Origin of the sequence: Micromonospora sp. 15K316, from assembly GCF_004348525.1 — a bacterium.
Lineage (GTDB): Bacteria > Actinomycetota > Actinomycetes > Mycobacteriales > Micromonosporaceae > Micromonospora.
Window position 1 is genome coordinate 1 of sequence record NZ_SMKG01000152.1, and the last position, 14,319, is coordinate 14,319.

A 14,319-nucleotide genomic window follows, 5' to 3' on the forward strand; every position below is an offset into this window, starting at 1 on the left:
CACCCCGGCGGCGACCCGGACCACCGCCCCCTCGCGGCGCAACGCCGAGCGCAGCAGCGCACCGAGCAGCGGCGGCGGCACCACGAGCGCCCCGAGCGGCAGCGTCAGCGCCCAGGCCCGTGAGGTGGTCGACCTGGTCAACGCCGAGCGCGCCAAGGCCGGCTGCAAGGCGCTGAGCATCGACGACAAGTTGATGACCGCGGCCCAGCGGCACAGCCAGGACCAGGCCGACCACCAGAACATGTCGCACACCGGCAGCGACGGCAGCGACCCCGGCGACCGGATCGACCGGGTCGGCTACCAGTGGCGCACCTACGGCGAGAACGTGGCCTGGAACCAGAAGAGCCCGGCCGCCGTGATGGACGCCTGGATGAACAGCCCCGGGCACAAAGCCAACATCCTGAACTGCGCGTTCACCGAGATCGGCGTCGGGGTCGCGAGCAGCAACGGACCGTACTGGACGCAGGTCTTCGCCGCGCCGCGCTGACCGTCCGGCTCGTCGGCACGACGCCCCACCCGCCCGCGGGTGGGGCGTCGTCGCGTGGACCGGCGAGTCGTACTCGGGTCCGCGCTCGTTGCACCCGGTGAGGTACGCCGGCGTGAGGCGGCGTACCGGTGCGGGCGGCGAGGGGGTCGCCCGGGACCCGGGAGCTGCCGATGCGGATCCGGCTGCGACGAGGCGCCGTCCGACTGCGCCGAGCGCTGTCCGTCGGTGCCACGCTGATCCTGCTGCTCCCGGTCTGCGCCTGCCGGGCCGAGCTGACCCCGCCCGGGGCGCCGACCCCGTGGCCGGCCGCGTCGGCGCGCCACTGGCAGTGGCAGTGGCAGCTCAGCGGCCCGCTCGACCCGGAGGTGGACGCCGACGTCTTCCTGCTCGACGCGGTACGCACCACCTCCGCCGAGACCGCCGAGCTGCGCGCGCGGGACCGGCGCCTGGTCTGCCAGGTGCACGTCGGGTCGGTACGGTCCGACGACCCGGACGCCGGCCGCTTCCCGGAGAACGTCCAGGGCGCGGCCGGCCACCGGCCGCAGAGCCGCTGGCTGGACGTACGGCAGTGGGAGCTGCTCGAACCGGCCCTGGCCGACCGGTTCCGGCTCTGCCGTGGCAAAGGCTTCGGCGCGGTGGCGCTGGCCGACGCGGACGCCTACCTGCACCGCTCGGGTTTCCCCCTCGGCTTCGACGAGCAGCTGCACTTCAACCGCCGGCTGGCGGGGCTCGCCCGCGACCTGGACCTCTCCCCCGGGCTGATGAACGACGTGCCCCAGCTCGCCGCACTCGCCCCGGACTTCGACTTCGCGGTCAACGAGGAGTGCGTACGGCTGGGCCAGTGCGAGAAGCTGCTCCCGTTCGTCGACGCCGGCAAGCCGGTCTTCCACGTCGAGTACACCGGCTCGACCGAGGAGTTCTGCGTCACCACGGTCGGCTACGGCTTCGCCTCGATACGCAAGCAGCCCGCCCTCGACGCCTGGCGCGACCCCTGCGTCACCCGCGGCTACCCCGACGGCTGACGCCGCCCCGCCCGTCAGCCGCGCAGCGACGCCCGAGGCCGCGGCTGGCAGCGCGGGCAGCTGTACGACGACCGGTTCATGAACGGTTCACGGCGGATGGGCGACCCGCAGCGGGGGCACGGCTCGCCCTCCCGCCCGTAGGCGTTGAGCGCCCGCTCGAAGTAGCCGCTCTCGCCGTTCACGTTGACGTAGAGGGTGTCGAAGCTGGTGCCGCCGGACTTGATCGCCTCGCCGAGCACGTCCCGGACGTGCCCGAGCAGCCGCTGGGCGGCCGGGCCGGTCAGCGTCTCGGTGGGCCGCGCGCCGTGCAGCCGGGCGCGCCAGAGCGCCTCGTCGGCGTAGATGTTGCCGACACCGGAGATCAGCGTCTGATCGAGCAGCGCGCGCTTGACCTCGGTACGCCGCCGGCGCAACGCGGCCACGAACGCCGCGTCGGAGAAGAGCGGGTCGATCGGGTCGCGGGCGATGTGCGCGATCTCGGACGGCAGTTCCGCCCCACCCTCGCTCACCGCGAGCCCGCCGAACGTGCGCTGGTCCACGAAGCGCAGCTCCGGGCCACCGTCGGCGAACCGGAACCGGACCCGCAGATGCGTCTCGTCGGGCGCTTCGGCGGGCTGCATCAGCAGCTGACCGGACATGCCGAGGTGCCCCACCACCGCGTCGCCGCTGTCCAGCGGCAGCCAGAGGTACTTGCCCCGGCGGCGTACGTCCAGCACCGTCCGCCCCGCCAGTACGTCGGCGAAGTGCACCCCGCCGGGGACGTGCCGGCGCACCGCGCGCGGGTGGCGTACCTCGACGGAGCTGATCCGGCGCCCGGTCACCCACTGGGCGAGCCCCTGCCGGATGGTCTCGACCTCGGGCAGCTCAGGCACGGGGCGAGTCCGCCCCGGCGTCGCCACCCGACCGGTCGGCCCCGACGCTCTCCGGGGCGACCCGGTCGCCGTCGCCGTCGCCGCCGCCGCCGTCGCTCTGTCCGGTCCGCTCCGCCTGCTCGGTGAGGGTCCGCCAGGCCGCCTCCGCGGCCCGCTGCTCGGCCTCCTTCTTGCTCCGTCCCTCGGCGCCGCCGTACCGGTTGGCCGCGACCACCACCCAGGCGGTGAACGTCTTCAGGTGGTCCGGCCCGGTCCCCTCGATCCGGTACTCGGGCACACCCAGCCCGAGCGCCGCCGTGAGCTCCTGCAGGCTGGTCTTCCAGTCGAGCGCGGCGCCGCGTCCGGCCGACTCGGCCATGAGCGGGTCGAAGAGCTTGTGGATGACGGTGGCGGCGGTGTCCAGGCCGTACTGGAGGTAGATCGCGCCGAGCAACGCCTCCAGCGTGTCGGCGAGGATGCTCGCCTTGTCCCGGCCGCCGGTGGTCTCCTCGCCCTTGCCGAGCAGCAGGTAGGCCCCCAGCCCCTCCGGACCGAGGCCCCGGGCCACGTCGGCCAGGGCGCGCATGTTGACCACGCTCGCCCGGAGCTTGGCCAGCTGTCCCTCGGGCAGGTCGGGGTGGTTGTGGAAGAGCGCCGTGGTGATCACCACGCCGAGGACCGAGTCGCCGAGGAACTCCAGCCGCTCGTTCGTGGGCAGGCCGCCGTTCTCGTACGCGTACGAGCGGTGGGTCAGGGCGCGCTCCAGCAGCTCCGGGTCCAACGAGATGCCGAACGCGGCCTCGAGGTGACCGACGGGCGCCCGCCGCCGCTTGTCGTTGCTCATGGTGTGGTTACCTCGGTGTCGTTGATGTGATCGTGGCCCGTGAGGGCGTGCCCGGCGAGCAACGCGGCCACCTGGTCGGCGGCGCGTCGGCGCCACAGATGGGCGGCGAACGCGATGCCGGAGGCGACGTCCTCGGCGGTGGCGGCGCCATGGCAGACCACCACCGTGCCGGCGACGCCGAGCAGGGCGGCGGCCCGGGGAGCGCCACCGCCGGCCGGGGGACCGCCGGCCATCGCATACGCGCCCTCGACCGCCTTGAGCAGCACGTTACCGGTGAACCCGTCGGTGACCACGACGTCGGCGCGCGCGCCGGACGAGACGTCGTACCCCTCGACGAGGCCGACGTAGCGGGCGCCGCAGGGCAGCGGCTCGGCGGCGAGCACGGGATCGGCGACACGCCGGACGCGATCGCCCTTGCCCGCCTCGGTGCCGACGGAGAGGAGTCCGACCCGGGGCGCGTCGACCGCGTGCGCCACGGCGGCGTACGCGGCACCGAGCACGGCGTGCCGGGCGAGGACGCCCGCGCGGGGTTCCAGGGAGCCGCCCACGTCGAGCAGCACGACGGGACCGGTGACCGCCGGCAGGGTCGCCACGAGGGCCGGATGACGGATCGCCGGCCAGCGGCCGAGACCGAGCGCGGCGGCGGTGACGGTGGCACCGGTCGAGCCGGCGGAGACCAGGGCGTCGGCGGTCCCGTCGCGTACCGCGGCGACGGCGTCGCGCACGGTGCTCGCCGCGCGGGCGGCGCTCGGATGGTCGGTCATACGGACCGCGGCCCGGACCGGGCGCACCGCGATCCGGGCCCGGTTCACCGGGTCCAGGGCGGCGAGGACCGCGTCGGCGGCCTCGGAGGGACCGACGAGCAGCAGGTGCAGGTCCGGATCGGCGCGTACTGCCCGCAGAGCGCCGTCAACCACGACGTCGGGAGCGTCGTCCCCGCCGAGGAGGTCAACGGCGATCCGCACGGTGCCCGGCTCCGTCGGGACGTCGGCCGGAACGGACCGACCGGCGTCGGAGGGAGCCGGGGCACCGGGCGTTTGCCAGGGTGCGCGCGCCGCCCGACCAGGGGTCGGGGGCGTCACTCGGCGTCCAGGTCAGACCTCGAGGACCTGACGGCCGTTGTACGTGCCGCAGACGGAGCAGGCGGCGTGCGGCAGCTTCGGGGACTTGCACTGCGGGCACGCCACGGTCGCGACCGCCGCGGTCTTCCACTGCGCCCGGCGGGACCGGGTGTTGCTGCGCGACATCTTGCGCTTGGGGACGGCCACGGTTCTTACTCCTCTTTACGGGTCAGTTGCGACAGGCTCGCCCATCGCGGGTCGATCTGCTGGTGGCTGTGGTCGGCCGGCAGATCGTCCCACTGCACCCCGCACTCGGGGCACAGGCCTGGGCAGTCCTCCCGGCAGAGCGGGTTGGTCGGCAGTGTGAGCACCACCGCGTCCCGCAACGCCGGTTCCAGGTCGATCAGATCGCCCTGCATCCGGCCCACCTCGTCCTCGTCGGTCGTGGTGTCCGTGGTGCTGTTCTCGTACGCGTACAGCTCCTGGATCCGCACGACCACCGAGTCGTTGATCTCGCGCAGGCAGCGGCTGCACTCGCCCCGGAGGGGACCGCTGACGGTCCCCGAGACGAGCACGCCCTCGGACACCGACTCCAACCTCAGGTCGAGGTCGAGGTCCGCGCCCGCCGGCACGCCGATCAGCTCCACGCCGAGGTCCTCCGGTGCCGGCACCACCCGCTTGACCGTACGCAACGCGCCAGGCCGACGCGGCAGGTCCCTCGTGTCGAGGACCAGCGGCGACCTGGGGTCGAGTGTGCTTGGCGTGTGTTTAGGCATAGTCAGACTCCGGCCGTACGAGGGCCGACAAACGAGGTTACCTGGGCGACCGCCGGACCGTCGAACCGGGGGCGACGCCCACCTCACCCACCGGCTGGCTGTGGTGCCGCTCAGAAGGGTAGCGGCCGCTCCGCCTCGTCACCCGCGAAGGTGCCGATCTCACGCAGCGCGTGCATCTTGTCCCGGCCGCGCTCGATGGAGGCGAGCGCCCGGGTGAGGAACTGCTCGAAGTTGGCGAGGGCGGTGTCGACGTAGTCGTCGACCTCCTCGCGCAGCCGCTGGGCCTCGGCCCGCGCCTCCGCGATGATCCGTGCGCCCTCGTGCTCGGCGGAGACCGTGATCTCGTTCACCGAGACCAGACGAGCGTGTTCCGCCTCACCCTCGCTGATGATCCGGTCGGCCTCGCGCTTGCCGGCCTCCATGATCTTGTCGCGCTCGTCCAGGAGCGCGGCGGCCCGACGCAGGTCGGCGGGGAGTTCGGCGCGCAGCTCGTCGAGGGCGACGATCATCTCGCCGCGGTCGACCATGCAGTTGTTCCGCGACATCGGGACGGACCGCGCCGCCTCCACCATGGCGATCAGTTCGTCGATGCGATCGAGCGGGTCCACCGGTACCTCACTCCTGTCGTTCGTCGGCCGATCTACATGATGCGGGCTACGGCCAGTTTCCCGCTCCACCCATCATCCCGCGCGGCACGGCCGGACCGCTCGCCCCGGCGTACCGGCGCGTCGTGTGGGCGACCTCCCGACCGGATCGCCCGTACGGGGACGAATCACCGTCCGCACCACCCCCGGCCGAACGGATCAGGAGCGCGTGGGCGGGGAGAGCCGGGCCAGCAGTTCGGCGCGGACCCGGTCCGGCACGTGGGGGGAGACGTCGCCGCCCCACTTGGCCACGTCCTTCACCAGGCTGGAGGAGAGGAACGAGTAGAGCGGGTTGGTGGGCATGAAGAGCGTCTCGACGCCGGCCAGCCCCATGTTCATCTGCGCCATCTGCAACTCGTAGTCGAAGTCGCTGACCGCCCGCAGGCCCTTGACCAGCACGCTCGCCTGCTGGGCCCGGCAGAAGTCGACGAGCAACCCGCGGAAGGACTCCACCCGGACGTTGCCGTACGAGGCGGTCACCTCGCGGAGCATGTCGATCCGCTCGTCGACGGTGAACAGGCCACTCTTCGACTGGTTCATCAGCACCCCGACGATCACCTCGTCGAAGAGCCGGCTCGCCCGACCGATGATGTCGAGGTGTCCGTTCGTGACCGGATCGAAGGAACCGGGACACACCGCACGTCTCATGATCGGCGACCGTACCAAAGTGTGGTCTCCCCGTAACGGCGGCTGCGCTCGCCGGTGACGCCCGGCACCCAGCTCAGCGGGGCACCCCGGCTGGACCGCTCCACCACGACGAGCGCGTCGGGGGCCAGCCAGCCGTGCTCCACGAGCGCGGTCAGCATCGCGGTGATCTCCTCGTCCGTGACGGCGTACGGGGGGTCGGCGAAGACGACGTCGTACGGCCCGCCCTCCGGCCCGCCGGCGAGCACCGTGGCCACCCGGCCGGTGACCAGCCGGGCCGCGGGCCCGGCGCGGAGGGCCGCGATGTTGTCCCGGATCACCCGGGCCGCCCGGGCGTCGGCCTCCACCAGCAGGACGTGCGCGGCGCCGCGGGAGAGCGCCTCCAGCCCGACGGCGCCGGAACCGGCGTAGAGATCGGCGACGCGGGCGCCTTCCAGCTCGACCTCGGTTTGCACCGCGCTGAACAGGGCCTCCCGCACCCGGTCGGAGGTGGGCCGGGTGCCGGAGCCGGCCGGTGCGGCGAGCCGCCGTCCGCCGAAGGTCCCCGCCACGATCCGGGTCACGGTCTCCCCCTGTCCATACCCACGACGCTACGCGACGACCGGGGAGCGACGGGACCGGCCGCCCACCGCGCCAGAGCGACGGCAAGATCACCTACCGTTCATCAACGATCTCGAATCGATAACATCGTTCTTAACGGATGCTGTGCGCTGTAACCGGCGCGGCGATCTCGCTAGGGTCTCGGCGGTGCCGGTAATGCGACACCGGCCACGGCGCAATGGGGAGGCCCGTCAACCGGACGCGTGTCGCTCGTCAGCGGCCGTCCGACCACCCTCCGCGCCGACACCCCCGAACTCTTTTTCACCCCGGGAGTACGCGTGATTCGTCCCAAGCTGTCGCTGCGGCGGCCGCTGGCTGTCCTGGGAGCCGCCCTGCTCGGCCTCATCGGGACCGTCGCGGTGGCCGCCCCGGCCAGCGCACACCACACGACCATCAAGGCCACCGTCGACTGTGACCAGCTCTCCGGCGAGCGAGTGATCACCTGGAGCGTCGAGAACAGCGAGCGCAACAAGGCCGTCACGCTCCAGCGGGTCACCGCCGAGCCGAACACCCCGGTCAACCTGAAGACGGACGAGACCAAGCCGCTCCAGGGCGCCGTCATCGGCAACGCCGGCACCATCGAGGCCGTGCAGCGGGTGCCCAGCGACACCAAGACCGCCAAGCTCGCCGTGCACGGCCTCTGGGAGGCGAACGGCCAGGAGGCCGACAACGACCGCAGCATCAACCTGCCGGTCGACCAGCCCTGCAACCCGGCTCCGAAGTGTGTGGACGCCGGCAAGGCGAGCTACAGCCACACCTTCGACGGTCCGAAGGGCACCGCGACCGTCAAGCTCGACGGCGACCTGCCGCTCTGCGAGGACAGCAAGCAGTGGTTCACGCTGGTCTCGTACTTCGCGCCGCGGCCGCAGTTCGCCACCCCGCAGTACGTCTACGGGACGCCGGACAGCGACTGGATCGGCGGCACCCAGACCGAGATCGAGCTGAACGTCGAGATCCCGAACTGCCACACCCAGGTCGACCTGCTCTGGGGCGGCGTGGACAAGGTCATCGACCCGCTGGTCGAGGACGGCGAGCGGTACGGCAACATCAAGCTCGGCTCCCCGGGCGCGCCGGGCAACCGGTCGAAGGGCCCGCAGGGCTGGTACAACGGCGGTGACAAGAGCTGCACCACCCCGGCGTCGACCTTCGCGTCCAACTGCGACGGCACCGTCACGGTCTCGCTGACCAACGACGGCAAGACCAGCAAGTACCCGGTGGAGTTCGAGGTCAAGGGCGAGAACGGCTGGTCCAAGAAGGTCACCGTCGAGCCGGGCAAGGCCGACAACGGCACCGTGGTGCCCGCCGAGAACGCCGGCAAGATCGAGGTGCTGGTCGACGGCAAGGTGATCGAGAACGGCACGTACTCGTGGGAGCGCCCCGAGGACTGCCCGCTGCCGGCCGTCACCACCAAGGCGGACTGCGAGAACTTCGCGCTGACCGCGACCAACCCCGAGGGTGGCCTGCCGGTCAAGGTGGAGTTCACCTACGGCGACAAGACCGAGACCCGTACCGTCGCGCCGGGCAAGTCGGAGACGGTGACCTTCAAGGCCGGCAAGGACGAGAAGGCCACTGTCGCGCTCCCCGAACTCGACCTGCAGCTGGAGGCCGTCTACGCCCCCGAGGGTGACTGCGGTGGCGGTGGTGGCGGCGGCGAGGAGCCCGGCCTGCCCGTGACGGGTGCCGCGACCAGCGCCATCATCGCCGGCGCGGCCGTGCTGCTGGCCGCCGGTGTGGTGCTGTTCCTGGTGGCGCGTCGCCGCAAGCTGCGCTTCACCGCCTGAGCACCACCGAACTGATCTGAACCGAAACCGAGGGCGCGTCGACCATCCGGTCGGCGCGCCCTCGGCGTACCGGCGCCACCCCCGGCACGGACGCCCAACCCGGTGCCGGAGCCGGAGAGCGGGCGAATCAGCCCTTCTCCAGGTACTCCGCCCGTTCCTCGTCGACCAGAGCGGTCACCGAGGCGGCCAGCGCCGGGTGAGCGGCCAACTCCGGGTCCTCCTCGACCAGGGCGATCGCCTCGGCCCGCGCGTCCCGGATCAGGTCCGTGTCGCGCAGCAGGGAGAGCAGACGCAGGTGCGAGCGACGCCCGGACTGGGTCGCGCCGAGCACGTCACCCTCGCGGCGCTGCTCCAGGTCGAGTTCGGCGAGCTTGAAGCCGTCGGTGGTGGACGCGACCGCGTCGAGCCGCTCCCGGGCCGGGCTGCCCTCCAACGCCTCGCTCACCAGCAGGCACAGCCCGGCCGCCGCGCCCCGGCCGACCCGGCCGCGCAGCTGGTGCAGCTGGGACACGCCGAACCGGTCGGCGTCCAGCACGATCATGACGGTCGCGTTCGGCACGTTGACCCCGACCTCGACCACCGTGGTGGCGACCAGCACGTCGACCTCCCCGGCGGCGAAGGCACGCATCACCGCGTCCTTCTCGTCGGCGGGCAGCCGGCCGTGCAGCACCCCGATCCGGAGACCGTGCAGCGGCCCCTCGGCCAGCAGCGGCGCGACCTCGGTCACCGCCAGCGGCGGACGCCGCCCGGAGTCGTCCTCCCGCGGCGCCTCCTCGTCGCTCTGCGGCCCCGGTGCGAAGTCCGGCGCCTCCGCGCTGGCCGCTCCGGCCCCGGACCTCGAATCCCCGATCCGCGGGCAGACCACGTACGCCTGGTGCCCGGCGGCGACCTCCTCGCGCAGCCTGCGCCAGGCCCGGTCGAGGAAGGCGGGCTTCTCGGCGGCCGGCACCACGTGCGAGGCGATCGGGGAACGCCCCTGCGGCAGCTGGGAGAGGGTGGAGATCTCCAGGTCGCCGTAGACCGTCATCGCCACGGTGCGCGGGATCGGGGTGGCCGTCATGACCAGCACGTGCGGTGGCTGGTCGGCCTTGGCGCGCAGCGCGTCGCGCTGCTCCACACCGAAGCGGTGCTGCTCGTCGACCACGACCAGCCCGAGGTCGGCGAAGTCGACCCCTTCGTAGAGCAGGGCGTGCGTGCCGATGACGATCCCGGCGCGCCCCTGCGCGACCTCCGCGAGCGCCCGCCGCCGGGCCACGGCGCCGAGCGAGCCGGTGACCAGCTCCACCCGGGTCGCGTCGGGTGCGGCGTCCAGCTCGCCGTCGCGGCCGAGCGGGCCGAGCAGTTCGAGGATGCCCCGGTAGTGCTGGGCGGCGAGCACCTCGGTCGGCGCGAGCAGCGCGGCCTGCCCGCCGGCGTCGACCACCTGCAGCATCGCGCGCAGCGCGACAACGGTCTTGCCGGAGCCCACCTCGCCCTGGAGCAGCCGGTGCATCGGGTGCGCGGTGGCCAGGTCGGCGGCGATCTCCCGGCCGACGGTCTGCTGCCCGGAGGTCAGCTCGTACGGCAGGCGGGCGTCGAAGGCGTCCAGCAGACCGCCGGCACGCGGCCGCCGGGCCTTCGCCGGCCAGTCGGCGGCGCGGTGCTTGCGCTGCACCAGCGTCAGCTGCACGGCGAACGCCTCGTCCCACTTGAGCCGGCGCCGGGCGCGGTAGAGCTCCTCCTTGCTGGAGGGCCGGTGGATCTCCCGCAGCGCGGGCCCGATCCCCACCAGGTTGCGGGCGGCCCGCACCGCGGCCGGTAGCGGATCCTCCGGCGGGGTGAAGGTGTCCAGGACGACCCGGACGCAGCGGGCGATCACCCAGGTCGGCACCGCCGCGGCGGCCGGGTAGACCGGGATCAGCGCGCCGGCGAACTCCTCGACCTCCTCGTTGGCCGCCGCCTCACCCTCGCCGCCCTCCCCGAGCAGGACGTACTCCGGGCCGTTGAGCTGCCGTTTGCCCCGGAACTCGGTGACCTTGCCGGCGAAGAGCCCCCACCGTCCCGGGCGCAGCTCCCGCTCGCGCCAGGCCTGGTTGCCGAAGAAGGTGAGGGTGAGAACCCCGCCGGAGCCGTCGCCCACCGTCACTTCGAGCAGGTTGCCCCGGCGCTGACGCATCGGCCGCACCGCGGTCCGCTGCACCTGCGCCAGCACCGTCACCTGCTCGCCGACGTCCAGCGAACGGATGTCGGTGTGCTCGCCGCGCTCGTCGTAGCGGCGCGGGAAGTGGTAGACGAGGTCGCCGGCGGTGTGCAGGCCGAGGTGGCTCGCCAGGGCCTTGGCGGTCTTCTCCCCGACCAGCTTCTTCAGCGGTGTGTCCACCGTGGCCGGTTCACTCATGCGGCACCTCCGCGTCGCACCTGCCGAATCGCTCGCTCATTCGACCCCCACCAGGAGCGGATAGTGCGGTTGCCCGCCCGGGTACGCCTGTACCTCCACGAACGGCCAGCGACGACCGACGTGTACGCGCACCGCGTCGACCAACCCGTCCGGGGCGTCGGCCCCGGCGATCAGGGTGACCAGCTCGCCGCCCCCACCGAGCATCCGGTCGACCATCGCGACGGACGTCTCGACCAGGTCGACGCCGATCAGGTGCACCTCCCCCTCGACCAGGGCCAGGACGTCGCCGGGCTTGCAACGTCCGGCCACCGTGAGCGCCTCCCGGCTGGCGTGGCAGACCTCGGCGTAGCGGCAGGCGCCGGCCGCCTCGGCCATGGCGATGACGTCGTCCTCGAAGCGGCGCCCCGGGTCGCGGACCGCGAGGGCGGCCAGCGCCTGCACCGGGGACCGGGTCGGCACCACACTGACCTTGACCCCCAGCCGGTGCGCCTCCTTCGCGGCGGCACTCGCCACCGCCTCGGTGTTCGGGTCGTTGGGCAGCACCACCACCCGGGCGGCGCCGCTGGCGCGGATCGCGTCCAACAGCTCACCGGTGGACGGGTTGCCCGGAACCACTGTGGCGCCCTCGCCGCGGAACAGCTCGGCGATCCCGGCGCCGCGCGCCACCACCACCGCCGCCCGGCCGTCCGGCGGGGGCGCGGTCTGCTCCGCGAACCGGGTCACGGAGATCCGGTGCGGCCGACCGGCGACCACCCCCGCCTCGATGGCCGCGCCCACGTCGTTGACGTGCACGTGCACGTTCCAGGTGGCCACGCCGGCGACGCCGTCACCGACGATCACGAGGGAGTCGCCCAGCCTGTCGAGGGCGCCACGCATCCGGTCGACGGACTCCCGGTCGGCGTCGAGCAGGAACTGCACCTCGTAGGCGTACTGGTCGGAGCCGGTCTCCCGGACGGCGGTGGCGGGCCGCGGGACCGCCCGTGGCCCGGGCGCCGACCGGGCGGGACGCTCGCCGGTGACCACCTCGACCAGAGCGTCCAGCAGCAGGCAGAGGCCGCGCCCGCCCGCGTCGACCACGCCGGCCCGGGCCAGCGCCGGCAGCTGCTCGGGGGTGCGCGCCAGCGCCGCGGCGGCCTCCCCGGCCGCCGCACCGGCAACGGCGGGCAGGTCGTCGGTGTCCGCCCGCTCGGCCCCGGTGGCCGCCGCGGCGACCACGCTGAGCAGCGTCCCCTCCACCGGCCGGGCCACCGCCCGGTAGGCGGCGGCGGTCGCGTCCCGCAGCGCGGAGGCCAGCACGCGCCCCCGCACCACCGGCTCCGCACCGGCCGCGTCGGCCAGACCGCGGAGGATCTGCGAGAGGATCACCCCGGAGTTGCCCCGGGCGCCGAGCAGGGCGCCCCGGGCCATCAGCCGCAGCGCGTGCCCGTGCGGCGTGGCCTCGCGGTCGGGGAGCGTGTCCAGGTCCATGGCGAGCGCCTGCTGGGCCGAGGTCAGTGTGAGCACCATGTTCGTGCCGGTGTCGCCGTCGGGCACCGGGTAGACGTTCAGGCGGTCGATCTCGGTCTGGTGCCGTTTGAGCGCGGCCAGCCCGTCCGCGCACCAGCGGCGGACCGCGGCGGCGTCGAGGGTGTCCAGCACGGCGAGAAGCCTACTGGCGGAGTCGGACAGTCGCCGGGCTCGTCCGGCGTGTTCCCGGCCGCCCGCTATCCTGGTCCGCGGCTGCGGCCCGGTCCGGTGGCCGGCGCTCGCCGGCGTACGGCCCGGTTGGGCAGGCCGGCCGGTCATCGGGTAACCTGACCAGGTTGCCCGGGCAGCACCTGCGGCCGGCGACCTCATGAACGTTTCAATCTCAGGAGTATCCCGTGGCTAGCGTGTGCGACGTCTGTGGCAAGGGGCCGGGCTTCGGCCACAACGTGTCCCACTCGCACCGGCGGACCAACCGCCGCTGGAACCCGAACATCCAGTCGGTGCGTACCCCGGCCGGTGGCGGCACCACCAAGAAGCTGCAGGTCTGCACCTCCTGCATCAAGGCCGGCAAGGTTACCCGCGCCTGATCCGGCGGTAGCCGACCACACCTGAACACGACCAGCCGGCGGACGGAAGTCCGCCGGCCTTGTCGTGTGCGCGAGGTTTGACAGGTAGCTGACGACGCATAGACCGATGCCGTGTGTCCGGTTAAGGTCTCCCTGCGCTGAGCGCCGGATCGTCCGGCGCGGCGCCCACGGGGAGGGGCGGGCCGTGCAGGACCTTGGCCGGGAGCACATGATCATCGTCGGGGCCTCGCACGGCATGCTGCGCTGGTTCGCCGACGATCTACCCGCCGGCAGCGTCGTGCTCATCGAGGAGCCCGACGTGATCGTCCGCCGCGACGTCGACCGCCTCGCCGCGCAGCTGCCCTTCATCTCCCGGCTCGTCGCCGCCGAGTATCAGACGGGCCTGGACACCGCCGCGCTCATCGCGCGCGAGCCCGGTCTCGCCGCCGCCCGGCTCGTGATGGCCGGCACGGAGTGGGCGGTGGGCGCCACAGCCCAGCTGGCCGACGCGCTCGGCCTTCCCGGAGCCGGGACCACCGCCGCCGACATCTTCACGGACAAGCACCGGATGCGGCTGCTGGCCGCCGAGGCCGGCCTCGCCAATCCGGCGTTCGAGCTGGTCGACGACCCGGCGGCGGCGACCGCGTTCGCCCGCCGCCACGGCGGCCGCTGCGTGCTCAAGCCGACCCGCCGCTCGGGCAGTCTCGGCGTGCAGATCCTCACCGACCCGGAGGACGTGGCCGGCGCCTGGGCGGAGACCGCCGAGCCGGCGGACACCCCGGAGGTGGTCGATCGCGGCCTGCCCACCGCCGTCCTCGTCGAGCAGGTGCTCGACGGCCGGGAGCACAGCGTCGAGCTGCTGGTCGCCGACGGCGAGGTCTTCTTCGGCAACGTGACCGACAAGCGGGTGCTGCTCGGACGGCGCCCGGTGGAGTCGGGGCACACCGTCCCGACCCTCCTGCCCGACGACGCCCGGCGGGCGTTGCTCGACGCGGCCACCCGACTGGCCACGGCCGCCGGCTTCCGCACCGGTGTGCTGCACAGCGAGTGGATCATGGTCGACGGGGTACCGACCCTCGTCGAGTGCGCCGCGCGGCTCCCCGGCGACATGATCACCGCACTGATCTCGATCGCCTACGAGTGCGGGTTCATCGAGGCGTACCTGCGGACGCTCCGCGGCGAGCGGCCCACCCTCCCC

At 73.3% G+C, this 14,319-nt stretch carries 15 protein-coding genes; 5 read left to right on the top strand and 10 right to left on the bottom strand.

Features of this window, described 5'->3' with window-relative positions; translation table 11 throughout:
* Positions 1-487, top strand: a 487-nt coding sequence (locus E1211_RS23180) for a CAP domain-containing protein (RefSeq protein WP_132351121.1), incomplete at its 5' end; no start/stop codon positions are given.
* A gap of 170 nt (positions 488-657) precedes the next feature.
* A complete protein-coding gene (locus E1211_RS23185; protein ID WP_132351122.1) occupies positions 658-1,509 on the top strand; it encodes an endo alpha-1,4 polygalactosaminidase in 852 nt (283 codons plus the stop codon).
* A 14-nt stretch (positions 1,510-1,523) separates the two neighbouring features.
* Here the strand turns inward: E1211_RS23185 and mutM are convergent, their stop codons facing one another.
* The 8 genes from mutM to rsmD all read right to left on the bottom strand — a co-directional run bounded on the left by mutM (position 1,524) and on the right by rsmD (position 6,893).
* On the bottom strand, positions 1,524-2,381 hold the full coding sequence (mutM, locus tag E1211_RS23190) for a bifunctional DNA-formamidopyrimidine glycosylase/DNA-(apurinic or apyrimidinic site) lyase (RefSeq protein ID WP_132351123.1): 858 nt from the start codon (positions 2,379-2,381) through the stop codon (positions 1,524-1,526).
* Complete coding sequence (gene rnc / locus E1211_RS23195) at positions 2,374-3,204, bottom strand: ribonuclease III (RefSeq protein ID WP_132351124.1); 831 nt, start codon at positions 3,202-3,204, stop codon at positions 2,374-2,376. Before rnc ends, mutM begins: the two co-directional genes overlap by 8 nt.
* A complete protein-coding gene (locus E1211_RS23200) occupies positions 3,201-4,169 on the bottom strand; it encodes a phosphate acyltransferase PlsX (protein ID WP_243709655.1) in 969 nt (322 codons plus the stop codon). The genes rnc and E1211_RS23200 overlap by 4 nt, the downstream gene beginning before the upstream one ends.
* A 129-nt stretch (positions 4,170-4,298) precedes the next feature.
* Positions 4,299-4,472: a 50S ribosomal protein L32 gene (rpmF, locus tag E1211_RS23205; protein ID WP_076470490.1), complete on the bottom strand. Its 174-nt coding sequence runs from the start codon at positions 4,470-4,472 to the stop codon at positions 4,299-4,301.
* A 5-nt stretch (positions 4,473-4,477) separates the two neighbouring features.
* Positions 4,478-5,041 carry a DUF177 domain-containing protein gene (locus E1211_RS23210; protein WP_132351126.1) on the bottom strand — a complete coding sequence of 188 codons (564 nt, stop codon included), beginning with the start codon at positions 5,039-5,041 and terminating at the stop codon, positions 4,478-4,480.
* Positions 5,042-5,151: 110 nt separating this feature from the next.
* Positions 5,152-5,649: a hypothetical protein gene (locus tag E1211_RS23215; RefSeq protein WP_132351127.1), complete on the bottom strand. Its 498-nt coding sequence runs from the start codon at positions 5,647-5,649 to the stop codon at positions 5,152-5,154.
* 195 nt (positions 5,650-5,844) lie between these two features.
* Complete coding sequence (gene coaD, locus E1211_RS23220) at positions 5,845-6,333, bottom strand: pantetheine-phosphate adenylyltransferase (RefSeq protein ID WP_132351128.1); 489 nt, start codon at positions 6,331-6,333, stop codon at positions 5,845-5,847.
* A complete protein-coding gene (gene rsmD / locus E1211_RS23225; RefSeq protein ID WP_132351129.1) occupies positions 6,330-6,893 on the bottom strand; it encodes a 16S rRNA (guanine(966)-N(2))-methyltransferase RsmD in 564 nt (187 codons plus the stop codon). Before rsmD ends, coaD begins: the two co-directional genes overlap by 4 nt.
* 315 nt (positions 6,894-7,208) lie before the next feature.
* Here rsmD and E1211_RS23230 point away from each other — a divergent pair, with 315 nt between their 5' ends.
* Positions 7,209-8,711: an LPXTG cell wall anchor domain-containing protein gene (locus E1211_RS23230; protein WP_132351130.1), complete on the top strand. Its 1,503-nt coding sequence runs from the start codon at positions 7,209-7,211 to the stop codon at positions 8,709-8,711.
* Positions 8,712-8,838: 127 nt separating this feature from the next.
* Here the strand turns inward: E1211_RS23230 and recG are convergent, their stop codons facing one another.
* Both recG and E1211_RS23240 read right to left on the bottom strand, forming a co-directional pair.
* Entirely contained in the window at positions 8,839-11,088 is a 2,250-nt protein-coding gene (recG, locus tag E1211_RS23235) for an ATP-dependent DNA helicase RecG (RefSeq protein WP_132351131.1), read from the bottom strand.
* A 36-nt stretch (positions 11,089-11,124) separates the two neighbouring features.
* Positions 11,125-12,726, bottom strand: coding sequence for a DAK2 domain-containing protein (locus tag E1211_RS23240; protein WP_132351132.1), 1,602 nt, complete (start codon positions 12,724-12,726; stop codon positions 11,125-11,127).
* A 224-nt stretch (positions 12,727-12,950) separates the two neighbouring features.
* On the opposite strand from E1211_RS23240, the gene rpmB reads away from it, so the two are divergent.
* Together rpmB and E1211_RS23250 are read left to right on the top strand one after the other, a co-directional pair.
* Complete coding sequence (gene rpmB / locus E1211_RS23245; RefSeq protein ID WP_013284551.1) at positions 12,951-13,142, top strand: 50S ribosomal protein L28; 192 nt, start codon at positions 12,951-12,953, stop codon at positions 13,140-13,142.
* A gap of 184 nt (positions 13,143-13,326) precedes the next feature.
* Positions 13,327-14,319: acetyl-CoA carboxylase biotin carboxylase subunit family protein (locus E1211_RS23250; RefSeq protein WP_243709656.1), on the top strand; the 993-nt coding region annotated here is incomplete at its 3' end.